The 24023-nt window shown below is 37.7% G+C and carries 17 protein-coding genes; 7 read left to right on the forward strand and 10 right to left on the reverse strand.

The annotated features are described in order from the left end of the window. Positions 1-6 precede the first annotated feature (6 nt). Positions 7-1005: an L-glyceraldehyde 3-phosphate reductase gene (mgrA, locus tag F886_RS11710; protein ID WP_005305351.1), complete on the forward strand. Its 999-nt coding sequence runs from the start codon at positions 7-9 to the stop codon at positions 1003-1005. A 66-nt stretch (positions 1006-1071) separates the two neighbouring features. On the opposite strand, the gene F886_RS11715 is transcribed toward mgrA, so the two are convergent. From F886_RS11715 to F886_RS11725, 3 genes are all read right to left on the reverse strand, one after another. Beyond that, entirely contained in the window at positions 1072-3552 is a 2481-nt protein-coding gene (locus F886_RS11715; protein WP_081402168.1) for a TonB-dependent receptor, read from the reverse strand. A gap of 212 nt (positions 3553-3764) precedes the next feature. Beyond that, a complete protein-coding gene (locus tag F886_RS11720) occupies positions 3765-5429 on the reverse strand; it encodes an arylsulfatase (protein WP_005305356.1) in 1665 nt (554 codons plus the stop codon). Between the two features lie 117 nt (positions 5430-5546). After that, positions 5547-6368 carry a Crp/Fnr family transcriptional regulator gene (locus F886_RS11725; protein ID WP_004701544.1) on the reverse strand — a complete coding sequence of 274 codons (822 nt, stop codon included), beginning with the start codon at positions 6366-6368 and terminating at the stop codon, positions 5547-5549. A gap of 221 nt (positions 6369-6589) precedes the next feature. Between F886_RS11725 and F886_RS11730 the strand changes: the two genes are divergently transcribed. The 4 genes from F886_RS11730 (at position 6590) to F886_RS11745 (ending at position 12273) form a co-directional block, all read left to right on the forward strand. Next, entirely contained in the window at positions 6590-7543 is a 954-nt protein-coding gene (locus F886_RS11730; protein ID WP_005305359.1) for a TauD/TfdA dioxygenase family protein, read from the forward strand. Between the two features lie 72 nt (positions 7544-7615). Next, positions 7616-8716, forward strand: coding sequence for an ABC transporter substrate-binding protein (locus F886_RS11735; RefSeq protein ID WP_005305362.1), 1101 nt, complete (start codon positions 7616-7618; stop codon positions 8714-8716). 856 nt (positions 8717-9572) lie between these two features. Further along, the gene (locus F886_RS11740) at positions 9573-9809 is read left to right on the forward strand and encodes a VF530 family protein (protein WP_004961824.1); all 237 of its coding nucleotides are present in this window, start codon (positions 9573-9575) and stop codon (positions 9807-9809) included. 202 nt (positions 9810-10011) lie between these two features. Further along, a complete protein-coding gene (locus F886_RS11745; RefSeq protein ID WP_005305368.1) occupies positions 10012-12273 on the forward strand; it encodes an ATP-binding cassette domain-containing protein in 2262 nt (753 codons plus the stop codon). A gap of 109 nt (positions 12274-12382) precedes the next feature. Here the strand turns inward: F886_RS11745 and F886_RS11750 are convergent, their stop codons facing one another. From F886_RS11750 to F886_RS11765, 4 genes are all read right to left on the reverse strand, one after another. Then, the gene (locus F886_RS11750) at positions 12383-13642 is read right to left on the reverse strand and encodes an OmpP1/FadL family transporter (RefSeq protein WP_005305371.1); all 1260 of its coding nucleotides are present in this window, start codon (positions 13640-13642) and stop codon (positions 12383-12385) included. Positions 13643-13739: 97 nt separating this feature from the next. Then, the gene (locus tag F886_RS11755) at positions 13740-14429 is read right to left on the reverse strand and encodes a hypothetical protein (protein WP_005305374.1); all 690 of its coding nucleotides are present in this window, start codon (positions 14427-14429) and stop codon (positions 13740-13742) included. Next, complete coding sequence (locus tag F886_RS11760) at positions 14416-15789, reverse strand: NAD(P)/FAD-dependent oxidoreductase (protein WP_005305377.1); 1374 nt, start codon at positions 15787-15789, stop codon at positions 14416-14418. Before F886_RS11760 ends, F886_RS11755 begins: the two co-directional genes overlap by 14 nt. 380 nt (positions 15790-16169) lie before the next feature. Beyond that, entirely contained in the window at positions 16170-16775 is a 606-nt protein-coding gene (locus F886_RS11765) for a TetR/AcrR family transcriptional regulator (protein ID WP_005040635.1), read from the reverse strand. A gap of 429 nt (positions 16776-17204) precedes the next feature. Between F886_RS11765 and F886_RS11770 the strand changes: the two genes are divergently transcribed. Together F886_RS11770 and F886_RS11775 are read left to right on the forward strand one after the other, a co-directional pair. After that, a complete protein-coding gene (locus F886_RS11770) occupies positions 17205-18737 on the forward strand; it encodes a flavin-containing monooxygenase (protein WP_005305381.1) in 1533 nt (510 codons plus the stop codon). Between the two features lie 73 nt (positions 18738-18810). Next, positions 18811-19725 (forward strand): alpha/beta hydrolase, encoded by a 915-nt coding sequence (locus F886_RS11775; RefSeq protein WP_005305384.1) that lies wholly within the window; start codon positions 18811-18813, stop codon positions 19723-19725. A 106-nt stretch (positions 19726-19831) separates the two neighbouring features. Here F886_RS11775 and F886_RS11780 read toward each other — a convergent pair whose 3' ends face one another. From F886_RS11780 to adeC, 3 genes are all read right to left on the reverse strand, one after another. After that, a complete protein-coding gene (locus F886_RS11780) occupies positions 19832-21136 on the reverse strand; it encodes an MFS transporter (protein ID WP_005305386.1) in 1305 nt (434 codons plus the stop codon). Between the two features lie 191 nt (positions 21137-21327). Then, positions 21328-21882 (reverse strand): TetR/AcrR family transcriptional regulator, encoded by a 555-nt coding sequence (locus tag F886_RS11785; RefSeq protein ID WP_005305390.1) that lies wholly within the window; start codon positions 21880-21882, stop codon positions 21328-21330. Between the two features lie 696 nt (positions 21883-22578). After that, positions 22579-23979, reverse strand: coding sequence for a multidrug efflux RND transporter AdeABC outer membrane channel subunit AdeC (adeC, locus tag F886_RS11790; RefSeq protein ID WP_005305392.1), 1401 nt, complete (start codon positions 23977-23979; stop codon positions 22579-22581). Positions 23980-24023 lie beyond the last annotated feature (44 nt).

Here is a 24023-nt window from a genome sequence, read left to right on the forward strand (position 1 = left end):
CAAAGTATGTATCTCGCAAATTCAGAACGATACCAATCATTCCAATATCGAAAAATTAAAAATAGTGGTTTGGTATTACCACCATTGTCACTTGGTTGCTGGCATAACTTTGGCGATGACACTCCAATTCAGCAACAAAAATCGGTACTTTACACGGCGTTTGATCATGGAATTAATCATTTCGATCTTGCCAATAATTATGGAACACCTTTTGGAAGTGCAGAGAAAAATATTGGGCACTTTTTAAAAACTGACTTCAAGCCATATCGAGACGAACTCATTATTTCGACAAAGGCGGGTTGGGACATGTGGCCTGGACCTTATGGACAAGGTGGTAGCAGCCGAAAATACCTGATGGCTAGCCTTGATCAAAGCTTACAGCGACTAGGGCTTGATTATGTCGATATTTTTTATTCACACCGTTATGACTCAGAAACACCGCTTGAAGAAACAGCTAAGACACTTGCTGATATTGTGCAGCAAGGTAAAGCACTCTATGTTGGGATTTCTTCGGGATATACGCCTGAATTGACTTTACAGTTGATAGAATTGCTTCAGGCTTATCACGTTCCACTTACTTTGCATCAACCGATTTACAATTTTTTTGAACGTCAGATTGAGCAAGGTTTAACGGAGACTGCTAAACAAGAGGGTTTTGGTGTAATTACGTTCTCACCACTGGCCCAAGGTCTATTGGCTGGAAGATATCTGAATGGAGTACCTGAAGACTCACGTATCGGACGCGGTAGCCGCTATTTACAGTCAGAACATCTCGTTGCATTGAAGCTACAGCAAATACAGCAGTTAAATGAAATAGCAAAGCGTCGAGACCAAACATTAGCTCAATTGTCATTATCATGGGTTTTACGAGATGAACGGATTACATCAACAATCATTGGTGCTAGTCGACCAGAGCAGATCATCGAAAACTTAAAAGCATTGCAAAACACGGTGTTTAGTGCAGATGAGCTGACTCAGATTGACGCTATTCTAAATACGCCATAACTCTATACAAAATTTGCAGCATGGCTTTTAAGGAACCAATGCTGCAAATTTTTTGCATTTTATTTGTTAAAAGCTAAGTTTCACTGTTGCACCAATGGTACGAGGCTGACCTAAACTAGCGAGAACAATACCATTAGAAGAATTCCATGTATTGGTTACATAGGTTTCATTGGTGAGGTTTTTTACCCATAGCGCAACATCTAGTTCATTTTCACCAATGCGGTGTCGTGCACCTAGACTCGCATTCGTTAATCCATAGGCTTTAATAACACTGTATGGGTTATTATCTAAAGAGCCATATGACCAATCTCGCCAAGCATAACTTCCTGAAACATACGGTTGCCAGTTATTATGCTCAGCTAAGTCATAACGGAAATTGAAATTTGCAATCCACTTCGGTACGCCATATACACGCTCTCCAGACAAATCTTGTGTATTTACGCCTGTTGGAATGCTGATATTGGATGGAGCAGGGGCATTTTTATATTCTGTATAGGTGGTATCGTTAAGAGAACCATTAAAATTGAGTGTAAGACGACGAATAGGTTGATAGGTTGCATCGAGTTCAACCCCTCGGCTGCGCACTTTACCAGCATTTGCCAATACACTCACGACAGAATTACCCACTTGTTCATAGCTTGTGGTTTGATAGTCAGAGACATCAATCCAGAATATATTGCTATTGAGCTGTAAAGTATTATTAAGAAAATTCTGTTTTAACCCAATTTCATAGTTATCTGCTTTTTCAGGATCAACCTTTAACGAGTTAGCACCTGCTGCTGGTGCAGAACCAATGCTCAGGTTAAAGCCACCAGATTTCTCGCCGTGTGAATACGTTGCATAGGCCAGTGTGCTCGGATTTAAACGATAGCTGCCAGTCAGTAAGCCAGAGTAACTTAAACCATGTTGCTTCAGTTCACCCGAGTCATATGCGCCAAGCTGGGCATTTAGTAAATTACGCTCTGCCACACTTAAACCTGAAACTGGGGTACCGCCAATAGGGTCGGTTCTATAGATACTGGCAGATTTATCTTCATAGGTGACTCGTGCACCTGTGGTGATGTCTAACTTTGGTGTCGCATGCCATGTACTTTGACCAAACACGGCTGAGCTTTTTGTCTCAGTTGTTCCATATGAATACGAATCTCGATTATTCAAAATATTTGATTGACCATTTGCTATTAAGGTTCTTACGCTCGGTACGTTGTAAAGATAGAATGCGTCCGCCGTATCTCCATATAAAGAGAAAGTCGTATTGTCTAAATGCTGCTGAAAGTAATATAAGCCTGTCACCCAATCCACTTTTTGATTTCCAGCAGATGTTAGGCGTAGCTCTTGAGAATACTGTTTATCTCGAACCGAAACACCACCATTAATCAAGGCATTTGAACTAATAAAATCACTGTTGGTAGGGGTGAAGTTCCAAAAGCGGTATGCACTAATCGACGTAATTTTTTTACCGCTATCTAGCGACCAATTGGCTTCTGCCGATCCACCACCTTGCTCAACAGACATGTGTTGTGGGGCATCTGAATGAATCTGTTTGTCTTTCCAGTTGGTGTAAAGATTTTTGGCACCTGACTGTGTGGCATTTTCTAAGTAACGATTGTAGTTATTTCCATATACGGTACTGTTGAACGTTGGCCCAGCGTAGTACACCACCATCGCGCCTTGATCATCATCTTGTTTGTTGTAATCTGCAATTAAACGTAAATTAAAATTCTCTTGCGGCTTCCAGAGGATTTGACCGCGCACGCCTTCGCGGTCTGTATTGTTATAATCTTTATCATTATAGGTGTTATGAATAAAACCATCCTGAGTCGTTTTATAAAATGAGAGTCGGCCTGCTACATTTTCAGATAGAGCATCTGAAAACGTTCCTTTAGCCTGCAAATAATTGCGTGAGCCAAAAGAAATTTCAGCAGAATGGTCTGGGTCGAAGGTAGGCTGTTTTGAGCTAATGTTTAATAAGCCCGCCGTGGTATTTTTACCAAATAATGTCCCTTGTGGCCCGCGTAATAATTCGAGTTGAGCAATATCTAATAAATCAAATACAGCCATGCCGGGGCGACCTAAGTAAACATTGTCCAGATAGACCCCAACACTAGCTTCCAAACCATCACTGGCTGGGTTATTACCTAAACCCCGAACCGCTACACTCGATTGACGTGGGTTCAAGAAAGCAACATTAAGGCTGGGTAGGGCTTGTTGTAGATCTTCAAGTTTACTGAGTTTCTGTGTTTCCAGTGTTTTGGCACTTAAAATACTAATTGGTGTTGGAACATTTTGTGCTTTTTCTTCACGTCTTCGTGTAGTCACAATAACATCTGCAAGCTGAATAACATCATCTGCTTTACTGTTTGACTGTGAATTTGATGTACTGGCTTCCGTTACCGCTGTAGCGGAAGTGTCCTCGGCATAGACAATAGATGAATATCCTGCACACCCTATAAGTGAAATAAACAGACTTTGCGTGATTTTATTTAAAACTAATCTTTTTCTCTTGAAGTGAAAGGTGTGCTTTTGAACTGACATTAATGACTCCATTTGTGTTTTCTTTGTGATGATTTTAATTTTTATGTAATTGAACACTGTCATTATCAGTACAAACTTAAGTTTATATTTTGATGATCTTATCTTTATATTTAATAGTAATTTTTTAAACATAGGCCTTTTAGAATATTGTTCAGGCGGCAAATGTAAAAGCCAGCATTAAGTGCTGGCTTAGTTCAATCTAAATACTAATCTCTTCGTTATTTTTATGCTTCAAACGGTTCTAGCTGATCATTCTGTAATAATCTTCGTTGTTGCACATTTTCAATCACACCATTTTCTTTGACATAAGTTGCCCATTCTTTGAGTAATTCATCGAGCTTTTCTGGATATTGTTTTGCTAAATCCTGAGTTTCGCCTTTATCATCTTTAAGGTTATATAGCTGCCAGCGATTTGGACCATTTGGCGCAGGGATGAAGAGCGCTTTCCATTCTCCTTTGCGCAGAGCCTTTTGACCAAATAACTCCCAACCTGTGACATGATCTTCACTGTGAATGTGATCTTGTTGTACTTGCAAATATGGCAAGATAGAACGTCCACGGAGTGGTACCAATTGACGGCCTTTATACACCTGACCAGGATGCTGAATATTTAAATAATCCAGTAGGGTTGGTAGTAAATCCATGACCGTCAAAAACTCGTGACTAATCTGATTTTGGCGTTTAAACCCTGCGTAGTGAATGAAAGAAACTGTTCTAATTCCACCTTCGCTAGTATGTGCTTTATATAGGCGAGCAGGAGCGGTGGCTGCTTGTGCCCAATGTTCTCCGTACCAAACATATGAGTTTGCTCGTCCAATATTATCAATACTGTTGTCGTAATATTGCTCGATAATTTCATTAAGTTGACCGCCAAAGACGGGCAGAGCTTCAAGTTGAGCACCTTCTGCACCATTGTCTGATAGAAAAATAACAATGGTATTGTCTAATTCCCCTCGATCTTTGAGGTATTCCACCACACGTCCAATGTTTTGATCCATACGATCTACCATAGCCGCATAGACTTCCATAATTCTTGAAGACTTATCACGTTGCTCTTGAGTAAGATTTTCCCAGAATGGAGTTCTAGCGAGGACAGGGTGAATCGTTGTTTCCGCATCTACCAATTGAAGTTGCTTGAGTTTCTCAAGGCGCTGTTCACGCAATTTAACGGGGCCATCCACATATCGTCCTTTATATCGATCGATATCTTCCTGAGGTGCCTGAAGTGGCCAGTGAGGTGCAGAGAAAGGTAAGTATGCAAAAAAAGGACGTCCTTGGCGTGCTTCATCATCTTGTAAGAAGTCTAGAAGGCGAGTGGTAAAATAATCTGATGAATAAAACCCTTGAGGTAGTTCTTCCGAAAATTCATCATCTTCTGCATAGAGTCCTTTTGTTGACTTAAGTAAGCGTGGAATTTGGTCTTCTGGAATATCCGCTTCAAATAGATAATGATTGGCTGCACCCGGTAATAGTGCAAAAGAACGTTCAAACCCTTTTTTAATTGGAAAATATTCTGGTTTTAGACCTAAGTGCCATTTCCCAGACATAATGGTGTAGTAACCCGCATCTTTTAATAATTCTGGTAATGCGGCAACCTTGTTATTTAACACACCTTCGTAGCCTTCTTTACCTTCAAGTTCTGGGGTGAGGGCCTCTGCCATGGTTCCTAAACCAGCTAAATGATGGTCAGTACCTGAAAGTAACATCGCACGAGTAGGGGAGCAGGTTGATGCCGTATGAAAATTAGTAAGTCTTAATCCGTTTAATGCTAATTCATTCAAATGAGGTGTATTGATTTCTCCGCCAAAAGCACCTAAATCTGAAAAGCCTAAATCATCTGCCACAATCAATAAAATATTAGGTTGATTATTGATATTTACATCTGTCATGTTTTATCCAACAAAGCGACTAAAATGCTTAGTGTAAATATGACAAATTTTTATTCTGTTTCTATTCTGACAGTTATCTCCTAATAAAATCATATCATTATGACAAAAGCAGATATATCAAAGAAACTTAGTGGTACTGTTGAACTGATGAGTCTGTGCAATATCGCTTAGCTTTTCAAAGTCCAAAATAAAGATTTGGTTATATTTAACCTCAATGATGTTTTGGTTTGAAAGTGCTGCTAGTTCTTTATTAATACTTTGTCTTGAAGTCTGCAAAAGTTCTGCTAGATTTTCCTGACTCAATTTGAGATTCAGTAAAATTTTATCTTTGTCCTGATAGGAATGATAATCCACTAGAAAAACTAGTTTTTTAGCGAGACGAGTTTGCAATGTTTCAGTTGAATAAATGAAGTTTTGTTCACGATTTAGTTGTGTTCTTACACAGATTAATTTCAACACCATAAACAAAGCATCTGCGTTATTTCTGATGACATCCATAAACAATTGCCCAGGAAGATTGGCAATTACCGTTCTACCTTGTGCAATATGGTCGTGAAGTAGAGGTTGACCCGTTACAATCGGAACAATATTGATCAATGTACCTGAGGGCACAAAAATATCGGTGTGATATTTACCTTGCGATGTGCTCCAGCCAAGTTTAAGTGCACCTTCAAGCAAAATATTGATATCAGTGCACGGATCATTTTGATTGTATATCGTTTGATTATGATAATACTTTCTTATTTTTAAATGCTGAATAAGCGTAGATTTCTCTGTATTAGATAAAGATTGAATAACCTGATAGTTTTCTAAAATACGAATACTTTTATGAATAAATTCATTGGTTATAATTTGATGATCAGAAGATTGTCCGCCGTCAAAATCATTCTGATATTTTGAGATAGGATTCCTAAACTCGATAATTGATGATGCTTTCATGATAAATCAGAGATATAAACTAAGATTTTAAACAGCTTATCAGAGTTAAAATTTATTCAAATTTCAAAAAAATATAATTTCATATTTAATTTTCATATGTGCGTGTTATTAATTATTTAAATATCAAAATAATTTTTTACGTGATGGATTGTCTCTGAAATAACAGAATAAGCCGCCGTTTCTGATAAAAATTCAGTCATATATTATGACAGGAAATTAACATGACTACATTTATTCAGAAACCAGCACAACAACTACAAGTTAAAAAATTAACTGGTCGAATTGGAGCTGAAATATCAGGCATTCATTTAAGCTCTGAGCTTGATTTATCTACAGTTCAGTTTATACACGATGCGCTACTAGAGCATAAAGTACTCTTCTTTCGTGGCCAGCAACATTTGGGGGACACAGAACAAGAGAAATTTGCAGAATTGTTTGGTTCACCCGTTAAACACCCAACAGTACCTGCGGTGGATGGTACAGACTTTATTTTTGAACTTGACTCACAAAAAGGTGCACGAGCCAATTCTTGGCATACTGATGTAACTTTTGTGGATGCCTATCCTAAAATTAGTATCTTGAGAAGTTTAATCATCCCTGAAACAGGTGGCGATACAACTTGGGCAAATACGGAAACTGCTTATGAAGATCTTCCTGAGCTTTTACAGCAATTTGCTGAGCAGTTGGTAGCTGTACACTCTAATGAATATGATTATGGTGGACCAAAACAAAATGTCGAGCCAGAACAACTCGAAAGACTGAAGAAAATTTTTGTATCTACCAAGTATGAGACAGAGCATCCAGTAGTCGTATTACATCCAGAAACGGGCAAGAAAAGTCTCTTACTTGGGCATTTTTTCAAAAGACTTGTGGGATTCAGTCAAAGTGATTCACAGCTTTTATTTAATATTTTACAAGAAAAAGTAACACGACCAGAAAATACAGTGCGTTGGCAATGGCAGGAAGGAGATGTGGTGATTTGGGATAATCGCTCTACACAGCACTATGCAGTTAACGATTATGGCGATCAACATCGCGTTGTACGCCGAATTACGCTTGCAGGTGAAGTAACGACTGGTGTGCATGGCTTAAAAGGTAAAACCACATTGCCCAAAGATTTATTAGCAGAACAACTCGAAAAAGCCAAGCTTCACGCCGTTTTAAATGCCAACTAAAGACTATTTTAAACATGCAAAACGTCACTGTTGTTAAGCAGTGACGTTATATATGTTGTTGAGAAAAACGATATGGCCACACTATCAAAACGTAATCGATTTATCTGGATTATTCCTGCACTTATTTTTATTGCTTTGCTATTATTTATTTTTAAACCATCTTCATCAGCACCATCAAAAACAACAAATCAGACTGAAAACATTGTAAAAATTCGAATTGCTGTACCTGATCTAAGCAGTAGTGAAAGACACAGTAGCGGCACACCATTGGTTGATTATATATATTTAAATCAGTTACTTGAAAAAGAATTAGCAAAGAAAAACATTCAGGTTGAATGGCAATTTTTTAAAGGTGCAGGGCCTGTAATTAATGAAGCCTTAGCCAATAAGCAATTAGATTTTGCTTTTTTAGGTGACTTAGCAGCCATTATTGGCAAATCGAATCAAATCGATACCACGTTACTGGTAGCAACTGGACGGCACATAGATGCTTATTTGGGTGTTTTGCCAAATAAAGGATATACCAGTCTCGAACAGCTAAGAGGTAAACGAATAGCAATTTTTCAAGGAACTGCTATGCAATTATCGTTTGATCAATATATCGAGCGATATGGCTTTACTGAAAAAGATTTCCGCATTATTAATTTGGATCCTGCTGCGGCCAATGCAGCACTTGCAGCTAAGCAAATTGATGCCAGCTGGGGTTTAATGCCAATTCTAGCGCTTAAACAGCAGAAAATTGTAGAGGTTCCACTGAATACTGGGCAGAGACAAGATGGTGCTGGAACAATTCAATCAGGTTTGGTGGGTCGTAGTGAGTTTATTAAGCAACATCCTGAAATTGTCCAAACATTGGTCAATACAGTTTTACAATCAGCACATTGGGTTTCACAGCCTGAAAATCGCGATAATGCCATTCAACTTGTCACTAAAAATGCAGGCTTACCAACAGAACTCTATGCATTAAGTCTACAAGACAAAGCCTTAAAAACAGTTTTTTCACCACTTTTGGATGAATATTATCTAGGGCATCTACAAGAAGGTGTACAGACTGCATTAAAGGCCAAACTGATAAAACGCGATGTTGATGTAAAACAATGGCAAAATGCTGAGTTTGTAGAACGAGGGATTCAACAGTTGAATTACGTCAATTATTGGAATTCTTCAAAATAAAATTATGAAATTAATTTAGCTGTGCAAAAAGACCTTAACAAAGGTCTTTTTTATAAATTGCATAATACGCATCTAAAATAATTAATGATTCTTTGTAGAGGCAACAAGTATAGCTAAACGTACAGCAACAGAATCAAGGACTTAATAATGAATTATGCAATTGTTCGTATAATGTATATTATGTTAAATAGAAGATTTGGAAACCTACCATATATAAGGCTCTGGCTACTCTACGTTGATGCCACGCCGTTTATACTTCACTACACTGAATTATTAAAAGCTTCTTTAATTACATCTGTTGCCCAAGCAACTTACTAAGCCGTGGCACTCTTAACAACTTAAATTGGTTGAACCCTATTTCTAATCTTAGCCAGAATAATTCTCTAGGCAGCTTTGTATAAAATGTCATTACACTTTTTATTTACCCTAGTGAACTGCACACCACCTTTACGAGCTTTATTTTGTGGCTACTACTGGCTGCTATATAGATTTCTTTTTCGAAATCGCCTTTTAAACATTTATATCTCGAAAATGGCATTTGGAACTAAAACTAGAAAAATTCTTGGCCTGCCCAAGCTCTTGTTTAACATTTCAACAACAGCATATCCTATTGAAATTTAATTAAAAAATATCTAAAAAAGCTATACATGCTTTTAAAAAACTTATATAATTTATGTGTACAGCTATTCTTTAGATTTCTATCACCACAATACATACAGTATTTCAAATACTCACATCAATGCATCAAAAAATACTCAAGCAATCTCTCCCGCTCATTACGTTTAAATTCCAACCCTCTCATTTTCCAACTAGCTCAGGTTATAATAATGGACTCCCAAAATATTGTTGATCTATTATGAACGCCTCCAATGACCCTTTACACGGCAAAAAACTTGCTGACATTTTGGATGAATTATTGGATTACTACGGTGGATTTGAAGGCTTAAGTCGTAAAATTGAAATTAGATGTTTTTGTATAGATCCAAGTGTTAAATCATCATTACGATTCTTACGTACCACACCATGGGCACGTGAAAAAGTAGAAAACTTATATTTGTATGTCTTACGCCAAAAAGCCAAACAGAAATCGTAGCGATCAAAACTCTAGCTTCAGTATTTTAATTAGTGGTGGACTGCCACCACTCTTCTTTAGTAGGAAAATATGTATTCATAGCTTCCTAACAATTAAGCCCTATAAGTTGAATATTTAAACAATTCATTTAAGAAACATCTACACGCTTTTCATAAATTTTATTTTACTTTTACTATAAATCCCTAAGTTCAAGTGATCACACATGACTAAAAGAACAATAAATATTTATGGAGCCAGACAAAATAACCTTAAAAATATTTCATTAAAAATCCCAAAACATGAAATTGTTGTCTTTACTGGAGTCTCTGGCTCAGGTAAATCGTCTTTAGTTTTTGAAACCATTGGCGCAGAAGCACAAAGACAAATTAATGAAACTCAAGATAGTTTTGTCCGCAATCGTTTACAGCATTTTGGCGTGGCAGACGTTGATAAAATTGAGAATCTAAATGTACCTGTCATTATTAATCAAAAGCGTTTAACGGGTAACATCCGCTCAACCGTTTCAACAATTACAGATATTTACGCCAATCTTCGCTTACTATTTTCACGTATGGGTGAACCATTTGTTGGATATTCGAATGTTTTTTCTTTTAATCATCCCAATGGCATGTGTCCAAAATGCGAAGGTATTGGTTTAGAACAAACAATTGATATTTATAAAATATTAGATTTAGATAAATCTTTAAATGAAGAAGGCGCTATCAATTTTCCTACCTATCAACCTACTGCATGGCGTTGGACTCGATATGCAGATTCAGGTTATTTCGATTTAGATAAAAAATTAAAAGATTATAGTGAAAAAGAATGGGACTTGTTGTTGTATGCCCCTCAGCACAAGCCGTTGAATCCAACAAGTAAATGGAGAAAAACTGCACTTTACGAAGGATTGGTGACCAGATTTGAGCGTAACTTTCTAAAAGGAGAAACGCGGGAAAGAAATCGTTATGGGAATAAACTTGAGCAGATTATTACAACCAAAGAATGTTCTTTATGTAAAGGCCAACGGCTTAATCAAAAATCTTTATCTTGTAAGATTAACGGTAAAAATATTGCGGAATGTACAGCTCTATCTGTATCAATGCTTTTAGAGTTTATAGAGTCCATAAAAAGTGAGAAATTTGAAACCGTTTTACATGAACTCATTAATAAACTGAGTAACTTAAACTTAGTTGGTCTCAGTTATTTAAACCTTAATCGTGTGAGCAATACATTATCGGGCGGTGAATCACAACGAATCAAAATGGTTAAACATTTGGGTAATAGTCTAGTTGATCTGCTCTACATTTTTGATGAGCCAAGTATTGGGCTGCATCCAAAAGATTTAGATAATATTATTAAAATCATTCAAAAGATTAGAGATAAAGGAAATAGTGTTTTACTGGTTGAACATGACCCTGATCTTATTAGAACAGCGGACCATGTCATTGATATGGGTCCTCTTTCTGGTGTCAATGGTGGTCAAATCATTTACCAAGGAACTTTCGAAGAATTAAAGAACTCATCAGGTTTAACAGGCCAGTTTTTTAAAAGACCAAATACCTATAAAAAAACGCCCCGCATTCGTTGTGAATGGATTTCGATTAAAAATGCTCATTTATTCAATCTAAAAAATATTGATGTTGATATTCCCAAAAATTGTCTAAGCGTTATTACAGGTGTTGCGGGTTCTGGAAAAAGTACGTTAATCAGTAAAGTCTTACCACAACAATATCCTGAAACAAAAGTGATTGATCAATCTGCAATTACTGCAAGCATTCGGTCAAATTTACTGACCTATCTAGACCTTCTTGATCCGATTCGCCAACTATTTGCAAAAGCAAATAAAGTGAGTGCTAAGCTCTTTAGTTTTAACAGCGAAGGTGCTTGTCCTCAATGTAAAGGATCAGGTATCGAGAAAATTGAACTCGCATTTTTAGATGATGTTGAAATGACATGCGACCTTTGTCACGGCTCAGGATACGCCCCAGAGGTGTTAAAGTATCAATATAAAGATAAAAACATTGCTGAAATCTTGAAAATGACTGTTACTGAAGCCAGTCACTTTTTTGAAGAACGTAATTTACAGCAGCAATTTAATTCATTGGTAAGCTTAGGGTTAGACTATATTGCAATTGGCCAGCGCTTAAATACTTTCTCTGGTGGCGAGCGCCAAAGATTAAAACTCTCAAAAGAGCTCAATGAAACAGATAATATTTTTGTATTAGATGAGCCGAGTACAGGCTTACACCCTTCTGATACTGAAAAATTGATTAGTTTATTAAATAGCTTGGTTGAAAAAGGCAATACGATCATCGTTATTGAACATAATCTAGACATTATTAGCCAAGCAGATTGGATTATTGATATCGGTCCATTAGCTGGTGACAAAGGTGGTGAATTGGTGTTTTCTGGAACTGTTACTAGTTTGCTCTCAGCAGAAAAATCATTCACAGGTCACTATTTGAAAAAATATCTAGAGCTGTAAAGATTTGATCGACTAGCTTGGCACAACAATGAATCAGATTTTGCTTGAAGCAGAGCGGCATGTATCAAGGAATAAATGGAGTAATTAAAATCAACTACTCCATTTAAATTTAAAACCGATATCCAAATTTTAGACCATAGGCGATTGCATGATTGTCTTTAAAATCTGCCTGTTCTGCGAATGGTTTAATTCCTTCTATTGGCAAGTAATAAGTTCCATCTTCGGTTTTTGTATCACCTAACCAATAATACTTTATGCCACCAGCTATAAAGTAGTTTTTAGCGGGGTTAAATTGGACACCTAAACCAAGCGACCATGAACCTTTGATTGGTCCCATTGTTGACGCAGGATCACCCGTACCTGAATCCCAACTTACATCTGTTGAAGCAGCCCATTTTTCTGTAAATTGATGTGCGAGACCGACAGTCGCACTATATTGATCGTTCTGATAAGAATCGAGCTTAAAGCCTTGGGTATAAGCTCCACCAGTTGCCTCTTTCATAATAATTTCAGATAGAGCGCCATATTGCGGAGGGCGTGTTTCAAACTCTTTCCAATTCACCCATCTTAAATTCATATAAATAAGTGATTGTTCAGAAATGCCTGTCTGAAAATCAATATTTAATGATGCTGGAGTCTCTAATTTGGTTTTCTCATTTTCAACGAGTTTTAGTGGTTCACCATAAATATCTTCATCTACTTGAAATTTATATTTGATTTTAGACCGATAGGTTATCGCTGCTTTTAATGCAAGATCGGGTAATTGATAACTTCCTCCTAACAACCAGCCGACTTCGCCTTCTTGCTGAAACTTAGCATTATAGCCATTAAAAGCCTGAGTATAGGCATTGCCCCGAAGACCTAGGTTTGCTTTTACGGTTTGATAAACTGGTCCACCGTAAATCTGAAAATGCTCAACTGGTGAATAACCCACAATCATACTTAAATTTTGAGTATCGGCTTTTACGAATGTACCTTGATGGCTAACGTCATTATCAAAATAACTATTATTAGAACGTGCCGGATATTTAATGTCAGCACTAAAGGGCTGATCGTATAGCACACCAAAACTTAAACGATCTGTAAGTTGTAACTTTAGAGCAGCTGTATAGAACTGCGTACTTTCTGCAATATCGCCTGTATCACGACTTTGGTAATCTCGTACAAGATCGGCTCTATCGTTGACTATGCCAGAAACAGATGAATCGACTGCAAATAAATTCGCTTCTGCATAATTACCGTTTTCTAGAAATGGCAAGATAGATTGGCCTGATTGTTCCAAGGCTGAAGCGTGACTAATGTTACTCACAAATACGCCAAGCATTCCTATTAAAATCGGATTTGTCCTATTAGTTGGCATTCCATTCATACCTATATCCTTTTTCGTTGTTATTTCCCAAAATCCTTAGGATAGTTTTTTATTTTTAGAGCCATATTTCACAACATGGCTCTAAAATTCTTTACATCTATTTTCGTAATAAACCCAAACCGAAAAGACTTAGCCATACGACCTGCACTGGTAATAAAAACAGTTCAAGAAATAAGGCTACTTTAGGAAAGCCTGAGAAAAGAAGTGTAGCAAATCCAACATATCCCAACCCAACCAAAACCAATGGGAAACCTAATGCAGATTTGTTTTTTCTCAGAAGTAGTCCATTAACTATTGCCCAGAAACCGATTGTCGGTCCTTCCATTGGCCATAAGCCATTTTGTGAGCCTTGAGAAATGGTGGCCCACACAGTGCCCGCTGCCTGTTTAGCCATTTCATTTCCAGACATATATGTTTCAGCAAGTGGTCCTAATACAGAGGCCTGTAAAACAGCCCCTGCTATACCTAACATGGTTGAAATGACAAGGAATAAAATAGCGATATCGGACAACAACCCTCCCGAAGAGCGCAACTTTCTCCACAGATATACGCCCACAGCCAAAAAAGGAAGATAAAACCCAAAACAATCAGAAATCATTGAAGTTCTGAAAAGTGCTTGGTCTTTTGCCGACAAAGTTAATGCAAATTCAGGTTTAAATATTTGATGCAAATCAAAACCTGTAACCGCAAGAAAGCAAAGCAAGCAAGTGGCAGCCATTACCGTACCGATTAATGCAACCCACGCTGTAAATACGTGTCCATCATCATATTGTTTAATCGAGTCCAAGGCGTCTTCTCCTAGAAAGTGCTGATACTCGTTCGTATTCGAAATAAGTACGTAGCGCAGCGATGAGACCCGGAATTAATGGGAAACGTTTAAATTTGGCGTGTCCTTTTTCTCCATTGGCAACAAACCAATGCTCGGTAAGCTCCGTTTTACGTTGCAATGCAAGATCAGCTAAAATTCGGCCATAATTTTGTGACATCATTACGCCCGCACCACTGTATCCATAGGCATAAGAAATACGACCATTATGAAGTGTGCCCACTTGAGACCTTACGTCAAAAGGAATAGAACAAGCGCCACTCCAACGTTGAGCAATTTTTAATTTCTGAAATGCAGGAAATACCTTTTTATACATTCGCTCAGCGGCATCATAAAACTGCACTTTCTGAGCTTCGTCCATAGAGCGCCCTTCACCCACGTAGATATCACATAGGTTAAATTGCAATCTTCCATCTACAGTCGTTCTACAGGTTGGAGGACAATAAGTTGTTTTGTCATAAAACTGACCACGATGTTTCCAACCAAGCGCTTTCCAATCTTCATCAGTTAAAGGTTCAGTAATTAACTGATACACAAACATTGGAAGTTGTGCGCGTTTAAGCCCCAATTCTGGTTGTAGTAAATGGGTAAAACCATTTGTTCCCAATACAATATGTTTGGCTCTAACCTCACCTTCTGGGGTTTTGAGAATAAAGAACTTTTCCTTATCTTCTATATCCAGTACTGGTGTTTGCTCAAAAATTTGTGCGCCCGCAGCTTCAGCTATTCGCTTGAGTTCTCGAGAATGCTTTACAGGGTTGACTTGTCCAGAATGTGGCATGCGGCAACCACCAGAAAATGCATCACTATTTAGCGCTTGGCTGACTGTAGCTCGATCCATATACACACTGTCTTTTGAGCGAGGTTGATCGTGCCAGTATTGAGTAAATTGCTCTAATCTTTTTTCATGGCCGCGAAGTGTCGTAAATGTCACACCGGGCATTTCAAAATCGCTATCCATATTTTCGCGTTTGATGAGGTCCTGCACATAGTCCAGACCATTCCATGCGAAATTTTGAAGCTCAGTTAATCTTTCTTTTCCATAAAGTACTTTTGCAGTGGTAGGGTCAAGTACTGGAACTGGCACAACCCAACCAGAAGTACGGCCTGAGGCACCAAATGCCACACATTCGCCTTCAAGAACAGCCACTGATGCAGCAGAGTCGGCTTTTTTTATGTGATAAGCGGTAGATAATCCAGTAAACCCTCCTCCAATAATCACCACATCTACATCGATGCTACCTTTAAGAGGTGGTGAAGGAATGTATTCGCCTGAGTGGGCTAACCAGAATGACTTATTTGCATGTGGAATATTATTCATCTAATGCTCCTTCCTTTGATATTTGATATTGCTCAGTCCACGTACCCATACTTTCGCCTATTCATTTTTTTTCAAAAAAAAGGCTTATCGCAAACTCAAGACATAATTTCTTCCCTGAAAAAATGTTGAGTGCTTTATCGCAATGCGTACGAAATCGTAGAGCTGAATATATATTGCTCCAACAATTACACAGTGTCAATGACACCGTGTAATTAAAAATAAAAATTTAGCTTCTGATAAGAATGTTTAGAAAAAAGGAAAATGAGATTGAAAAAATAATTAAAAAAATTTTATTAAATATTAAACACATATATTTTTTAATTATAGAAATGAATGAACAATTCCTTTTGAACATTCATAAATTTATAGTTAATATTTTTTTAATTAGCACCATAAAGTGTCGATAACCAAATGTTTTGAAGTACCCTTATCGCTACCTTTGGATCAACTTCTGATGGACGTCCGAAAACTTCAGAAAGATATCTTTCTTCAAGCCAGATAAGTGCTTTTGCTGTTTCTTCTACATCTAAATTTTTCTTAATTCTACCAGCTTCTTGTTCTTCTTTAATATGTTGAGCAGCAGCGTTAATAAAGTCTTGCACTAAACTCCGATATGCATTGTCCACACGTTCATCGCCTCCTGCTGCTTCTCCGAAAGCTCGTAGTACACGCCCATGCTGCATGTAAACTTCTACCAAACCAACTAAAGTACGGCGCAAATCTTCTTGAGGACTATCACCTTGCAGCCACCTATCTGCAATAGTAAATAATTCTTTCCCAATATTTTCAACAAGGCGTAAGGCCAAGTCATGCTTATCTCGGAAATGTACATAAAATGCTGGACGTTTTAAGCCCGTTCGGCGCATGACCTCATCTACATTGAGTTCACGAAAAGGATGTTCACTTAAAAACTGTTCAGCAGCATTTAATATTTCATTTTCAGAAACTTTAGGGTCGTGTTTGGGTCTACGTCTTGTAGTTGTCATACTATCCAATTTCTCATTGACACGATGTCATTGTAGGTATTAATAAATTATTCGACAAGCATTAATGCACTATTGTGGAACAAATTCTTGGAAAAAAATAAATAAGAAGATTTTTATACTTAATAACACAATCAGAATTATATATTTTTAAAATCAAACTTTTCAAATATTTAAATAATTATTTAGAAATGCTCAATAACAAAATAAGTATAATTACACTGTGTCATTGACATTGTGTAATTATTGAATTAATAATATTGAACAGCCCCTTTTTATGACGGGGACTTCTTAAATGAAAACATACTGAGCTTAAGTAAGGCGTTTGTTCATCAGTTCCATGGATCAGGGAAAATGAAGATTAATAAATTCATCATCTTAGAAAATCTAACTGATGCTCAATTTACTGAAATTTGTAGAGAGGAATAAGATATGAATACATCAGAACAAGTTACTACTACTGATGTTTTAATCATTGGCGCAGGGATTGCTGGTATTAGCGCAGCGTACCATTTAAAGAAATATCGTCCTAATTCAAGCTTTTTAATTCTAGAAGGCCGAGAAAAAATCGGTGGCACTTGGAGCCTATTCCGCTACCCTGGCATCCGCTCCGATTCAGATATGCAGTCTTTTGCATTTGGTTTTAAGCCTTGGACCGAAAAAAGGACTTTCGGTAGCGCGCAAATGATCTGTGATTATTTGCAGGAAACCCTTACTGAAAATGGTATTGACCAACATATTCAATTTAACAGCTATGTAACGAGTGCAGAATTTTCATCAAGTGAAGGCATTTGGACTGATAAAGTCAAACAAAAAGACCAAAAAAATTTAGTCACCTTACGTTCACGCTTCCTGCTTATGGGCACAGGTTACTACGATTATAATAATGGTTATTCGCCTGAGTTTCAGGGAAGCGAAGACTTCAAAGGTCAAATCGTTCATCCTCAACACTGGCCAGAAAACCTCAACTATTCAGGCAAAAAAGTTGTCGTAATTGGCAGTGGAGCTACAGCGGTAACCTTAATCCCAGCTATGGCTAAAGATGTTGAACATATCACCATGCTTCAAAGATCACCTAGTTATGTGATTGCGATGCCAAGTGTCGACCCTATTGCACTGGCTTTAAATAAAGTTCTCTCGCCTCAACGTGCATATGAAATTATTCGCAAGAAAAATATTGCACTCAGCCGAGGAATGTATAAATTAAGTCGCCGTTTTCCAGATGTGATGCGCCGCCTACTGATTGCAGATGTAAAACGCAGACTGCCTAAAGGTTTTGATGTCGCAACTCATTTCTCGCCAAAATACAATCCATGGGATGAACGCTTATGTGTTGTACCAGATGGAGACATGTTTAAAGCAATTTCTTCGGGCAAAGCTTCTGTTGTGACAGATCATATTGACCGCTTTACTAAAGATGGAATCTTACTGAAGTCAGGTAAAACACTTGAAGCAGATATTATTATTACTGCAACGGGTTTAAACATGCTGGCATTCAGCAAGATTCAACTGACTGTCGATGGTAAGAAAATCGATTATCCAGATACCACCATTTATAAGTCTATGATGCTATCTGATATTCCAAATTTTGCCTTTGCATTTGGTTATACCAACATCGCATGGACCTTAAAAGTAGATCTAGTATGGCGATACTTCTGCCGTCTACTTGACTACATGGATGAGAATAAATACGGAACATTTACGCCAGTGATTGCTAATAAAGACATGAAGCGAGTTCCTTTTGTTGATTTGAGTCCGGGATATGTTCAACGTGGTTTAGCTCAGTTCCCTAAGGCAGGAACAGAAGGACCATGGGAATTTCAACATGATTATGAGTTTGATTTAGAAAGGCTCAACAAAGGTCCTGTTGTCGATAAAGCATTACATTTCACTGCTCTTTTACCTAAGAAAAAATTGGCAGTTGTTCCAGAGTCAAATTCAGATGAATTGAAGATCAAAGCTTAATACTACCCTCAAAATTAAGGTCTCTTATTTAAGTAAAACCTAAATAAGAGACTAAATATATTAGGTAAACATTATGGAAAATATTAAATTTACCAATAAAGGAATTACATGTTCGGCTTGGTATATCCCGACCACATCCGATAAGTACAAAAGCTCTCGAGGGCGCCCCTGCATTATTATGGGAAATGGCTTCGGAGGTACAAAAGATACAGGGTTATTACATTTTGCAGAGCCATTTAGCAAAGCAGGCTTTGATACATTTATATTCGATTATCGTAGTTTTGGAGAATCTGATGGTTTTCCAAGACAGAATGTGTCCTATAAAAATCAACGTGAAGACTATCATGCAGCAATCGCAGCTGTGCGAAGCTTACCCAATGTAGATCGAAACCGTATCGCACTTTGGGGCACGTCTTATTCTGGTGGACACGTAATGGTCGTTGCAGCTCAAGACCCAAAAATCTCAGCTGTAATATCTATGAATCCAGCTACAGATGGTTTAGCCGCCCTTACCCAGATCTTACGTTACGGCGGGCTTAAGCAGTTAACAGTTGCCGTGGCTCACGGTTTAAAAGACTTAGCCCGCTCACTGTTAGGCCAAGAAGCACATGTTATTCCAATTGTTGGGCAGCCTGGCACGGCAGCCATGATTAGTACACCAGGGGCAGAAACTTCTTATAAATCGATGGCTGGACCAACATGGCGTAACGAAGTATGTGCCCGTACAGCTTTAGAAGTTGCAAGAAATCGACCAATTAATTTCGCTCGTCAAATAAAGTGTCCTTTACTGGTACAAGTTGGTTCAAATGATCAAGTTGCTCCACCTGAAGCTGCACGCAAGTCCGCTAATTTAGCAAGTGGTAAAGTTGAATTAGCGGAATACCCAATCGATCATTTTGATTTTTACAGCGGAACATGGCAAACAAAACTATTAGATGAACAAATCAACTTTTTAGCAAATGTTTTAAGCCATCCAAAGGCGAAATAAAATTTTATAGTCATCAATAAACATATGAAAATAAGCTGATTAGGAATCTATCTAATCAGCTTATTTGAAGCCATTATCCCCATAACTTTTATGTATATAGTTAACCTTATGATCGGTACTTGGCCTGAATCATCAGCATGATAATAACGAACAACGAAGGTATTGCCGCAATCACAAATAAATGGGTAATGACCAGAAATTGAGAAAGATAACCACCAAATAACGGCCCAATGACCGAACCCAAACGGGCAATCCCAATACTCCAGCCCACCCCAGTGGTACGAAGTGAAACTGGGTAATAACTCGCAGACAGCGCATTAATAGCAGGTTGCCCACCAACAATCGCAAAGCCCGCAATAAAAATGATGACAAATAATAAAACAATATGGCTAACAGCATAGCCAATTAAAGCAACACTAATCACTGCAACTAAAAAAACAGGAATTAGTACTTTATAAAATCCAGTTTTATCGATTTTAAGACCCATCACAACACTACCGATCGTACCGCCTAATTGTAGAGTTGAGCCGATCATCAATGCCTGATTTAATGACAGCCCTGACTCTTTAGACAAAGTCGGTAGCCAGTTCGCCAGAAAATAGAGACTGATCATATTTAAAATACTGATGATCCAGATGGAATAGGTAAAAAACGCACGCTTATTTTTAAATAACTCAAGCGGTGACTTCTTAACCTGAACTTCAGTAGTATTAATGATTTTCATCTCTGAATTAAATGTTAATGCAGGATAAAACTTCTTTAACCAAAACAAAATCTTGGGCGTATTTTTACTATTTTCACTTAAAAAATATAAAGACTCTGGTAACTTAAAGAACGTGATAAAGAAAATAATTAAAGGAACAATACCGCCAAAATAGAAAATCGCCTGCCATCCTCCCCAAGGAACTAACAAGGCTGATATGCCTCCTCCCAACATTGCCCCGACCGTATAACCGCAAGAAATGACCATCATGGTGAAAATACGAGATTGATATGGAACAATTTCGGAGCTATAAGCCATGACATTTGGCATGATACCTCCTAAAAAAATTCCTGTAACAAAGCGGATTGCAGTCAATTGCTCAATGTTGCCGACATGTGGTGTTACCAGCATCAATATGGAGAACATAAAGGTTGAGATCAGTAATATGGAACGGCGGCCAAAACGATCCGAAAGTGAACTTAATAAAAATGATCCAACAAACAAACCAAATAAGCTGGCGCTAAACACAACGCCTAGCATGGTTTTATGAACGCCCCATTCTTCTATAATCATTGGGGCTGCGTAAGCCATGGACTGAATGTCATACCCATCCATAATCATTAGCAATAAACAGGTGAACAAAATAAATTTCTGATAACGTCCAACTTTCTGCTGATTGATCAGATCACTTAATGCAACTTCTTTCATGGTCATCCTTTCTCCATGTTGCGCTTTCAATTATTTTCATTTTAATTACGTTATTCATAATTAATTTATGAATAACGTAAAACAAAATAACAATATTCGCCCCCAAAAGTCAAAACATTAACTTTTTCGGCTGATCAGAAAGCGCTCATGATTTACTCATCACACCATATTTTTAAATTATTCTTTTATATTCAAATGCTTGTTTTAAAAAACTGCTCTAGGATGACATCTATCTCTTCCAAACTATTGGAACTTAGAAATTGCATCATCAAGCCATCGATTAGGTTTAACACCATTTGGGCATCGGGTTTATATGCACAAGTTTCTAGACTAAAAATCAGATCAAAAATCTCATGAAGTAGCCATTTTCGATATTCAATCGCCATGCGGTAACCCTGCGAATAAACGAGTTTAATTTCAAATATGGCTTTGAGTAATAAGTGGTACAGGTTATTAGAACAGACATGTAAGCGCACAATTTCTTTGAGTTTATCGCTTGAAGTGTAGTAACGGTTTGAGTAAATAATTGACAGTACTTCTTCTTTAAGGAGTCTCTTTTGAAAGGCAATACACATTTCAATCAGGCGTTCTTTTGAGGCAAAATAATTATAAAAAGTGGTTTTGGTTATTTCAGATTCTTTCACAATCAGGTCTATTCCCGCTGTGTGAAAACCATGGCTGGTAAATAAGCGTATCGCCGTGCGAATAACCTGTAATTTTTTGGAAGAGATTTCTAAATTTGACATAGTTTTACCGTTATAAATTCTTGTTGTTTCTAAAAGAGATACTTTTCTGGGAGAAAAAAGGCATAGCAAAGCCGTAAGACTGTGCTTGGCACATCTCAAGTTTTATTGTTGATGCAAATTTTTTGAGTCGTAATGACTTAAAGCCTGAAAACCTTTTGGTGATCAAGCTGCTTTAAATTTTTAAGTTGTGTCGTTATAGCTTTTGGCAAGGACTGCCAAGAAATAATGAATGTGCAAAGCCAACTCCTTCTATAGGGAGTTCTGCCAGACATTTTAAATTATGGTGGCAGAACGGAAGAGGGTTCGCAGACTAGTAATAACTCAAACTAGCACACCCGTAGGTGTCCCTCTCCCGTCCTACCGCTACGGGAGGGAACGAGTAGTTCACCACACAAGGCTGTTCCTCAGAAGGAATGGCTCTGATGCGGGAGTTATTATGCGGTCTGCGACGACCGACTGGCAATGTGGCCAGCAGGCAAATGGTAATCTTCAAAAATTAAGGTGTCAATGTGAAATTGGCTATAAATTATTTAATTAATTATTGTTTTTCATTTAATTACATAATTAAGGAAAGTCTTAAGTAAAATTGAATAATCATTTTGTTTTTTAAGTTTTCTAGTTGAAGATACTCTTTTTTCATTTGCGCTGATTTAAGAGATTGGAACAAGCTTCAACTAGAAATATGAATTACAATTATTATGATTCTTTAGATAATCCCCCTCCTAAAACTTTATAAATTTCAATTTGGTTATTTAATTTGACCTGTTCAAGTGTCAGTAAGCCTTGCTGTGCTGCATACGCAGAGCGTTGTGCATCTAAAACCGTAAAATAACTATCAACTCCAGCTTTATAACGTGCCATTGAAAGTTTATATGTTGCAGATGTGGCAGATACTAAACGGCGCTGGGCATCTAGACGTTCTTCAATATGTGCATGGGTAGCAAGCGCATCATTCACTTCTTTAAAGGCTGTTTGAATAGACTTTTCATATTCTGATAAAGCAACTTTTTGGTCTATTTCAGCAATTTTAATACCCGCCTTTCTTGTTCCCCAATCAAAAATTGGTAGATCAATGCTTGGACCAATTGACCATGCAAAATTACCCGACTTAAATAAATCTTTAAGTTCAGTCGACGCATAACCTGTAGAACCAGTAAGGCTTATGGTTGGGAACATTCGAGCCTTCGCAGCACCAATGTTTGCACCTGCCGCTCGCAACCCATATTCAGCCGCTTTAATATCTGGACGATGATTTAACAAATCACTTGGTAAACCCGCTGCAAAATTCTTCTCAAGGGTAATATTTTTAATTGAATCGCTTGGAAGTAAGTTTTCAGGAATAGGAGAACCTGCTAACAAATCTAGTAGATTTTTTGCCTGTAGAATTTGAGTCTTATAAGTTGCGACATCATTTCTAGCAGTCTCTACAGAAATTTGTGCTTGTTTTAGTGGCACTTCACTGTCAATACCAACATCAAAGCGCTTCTTGTTTAGGTTATAAGCATCGACTTGCGCTTTTAAAGTCTGCTCAGCAAGATTTAAATTGGCTTGTGCAAAAGCATAATTTAACCAGACCTGCGTGATGTTACTGATTAGACCAATTTGTACAGCTTCTTTCGCGCTTTGAGTTGCAAGATAGTTATTTAATGCTGCATCCTTTAAATTTTGAACACGACCCCAAAAGTCTAGCTCATAGGCAGTCATTCCTAAGCCCACTTGAAATGTAGAAACTGGGTTATTGGGGTTAATAGATGGGCTAACCTGCCGCACTGCATTTCCAGTTACCCCAATAGTCGGGAGCTGGCTATTTTTTGTGATTTGATAGTGTTGCTGTACACGCTCAATATTAAGCGTAGCAGTCCGTAAATCCCGATTATTGTTTAGCCCTATTTCAATGACCTGTAATAATTTAGGATCAGAAATAAACTCTTTATAACTTTTCTCCGCAATGGTGGTTCCTGAGGAATTCTGAGCAAAATTTTGAGGAATATGAGAAATCGCTGTCGGCTGTGGTGCTTGCATATTTACACATGCGACGAGTGCAACAGAAAGTGCAGAAACAACGAGTCCACGAGATACGATTGCCACTTTCGACATAGTATTCTCCAAATAATAAAATGAGTTGAGCATAGGACGCATCA

Origin of the sequence: Acinetobacter sp. NIPH 542 (assembly GCF_000369825.1) — a bacterium.
Taxonomy (GTDB): domain Bacteria; phylum Pseudomonadota; class Gammaproteobacteria; order Pseudomonadales; family Moraxellaceae; genus Acinetobacter; species Acinetobacter oleivorans.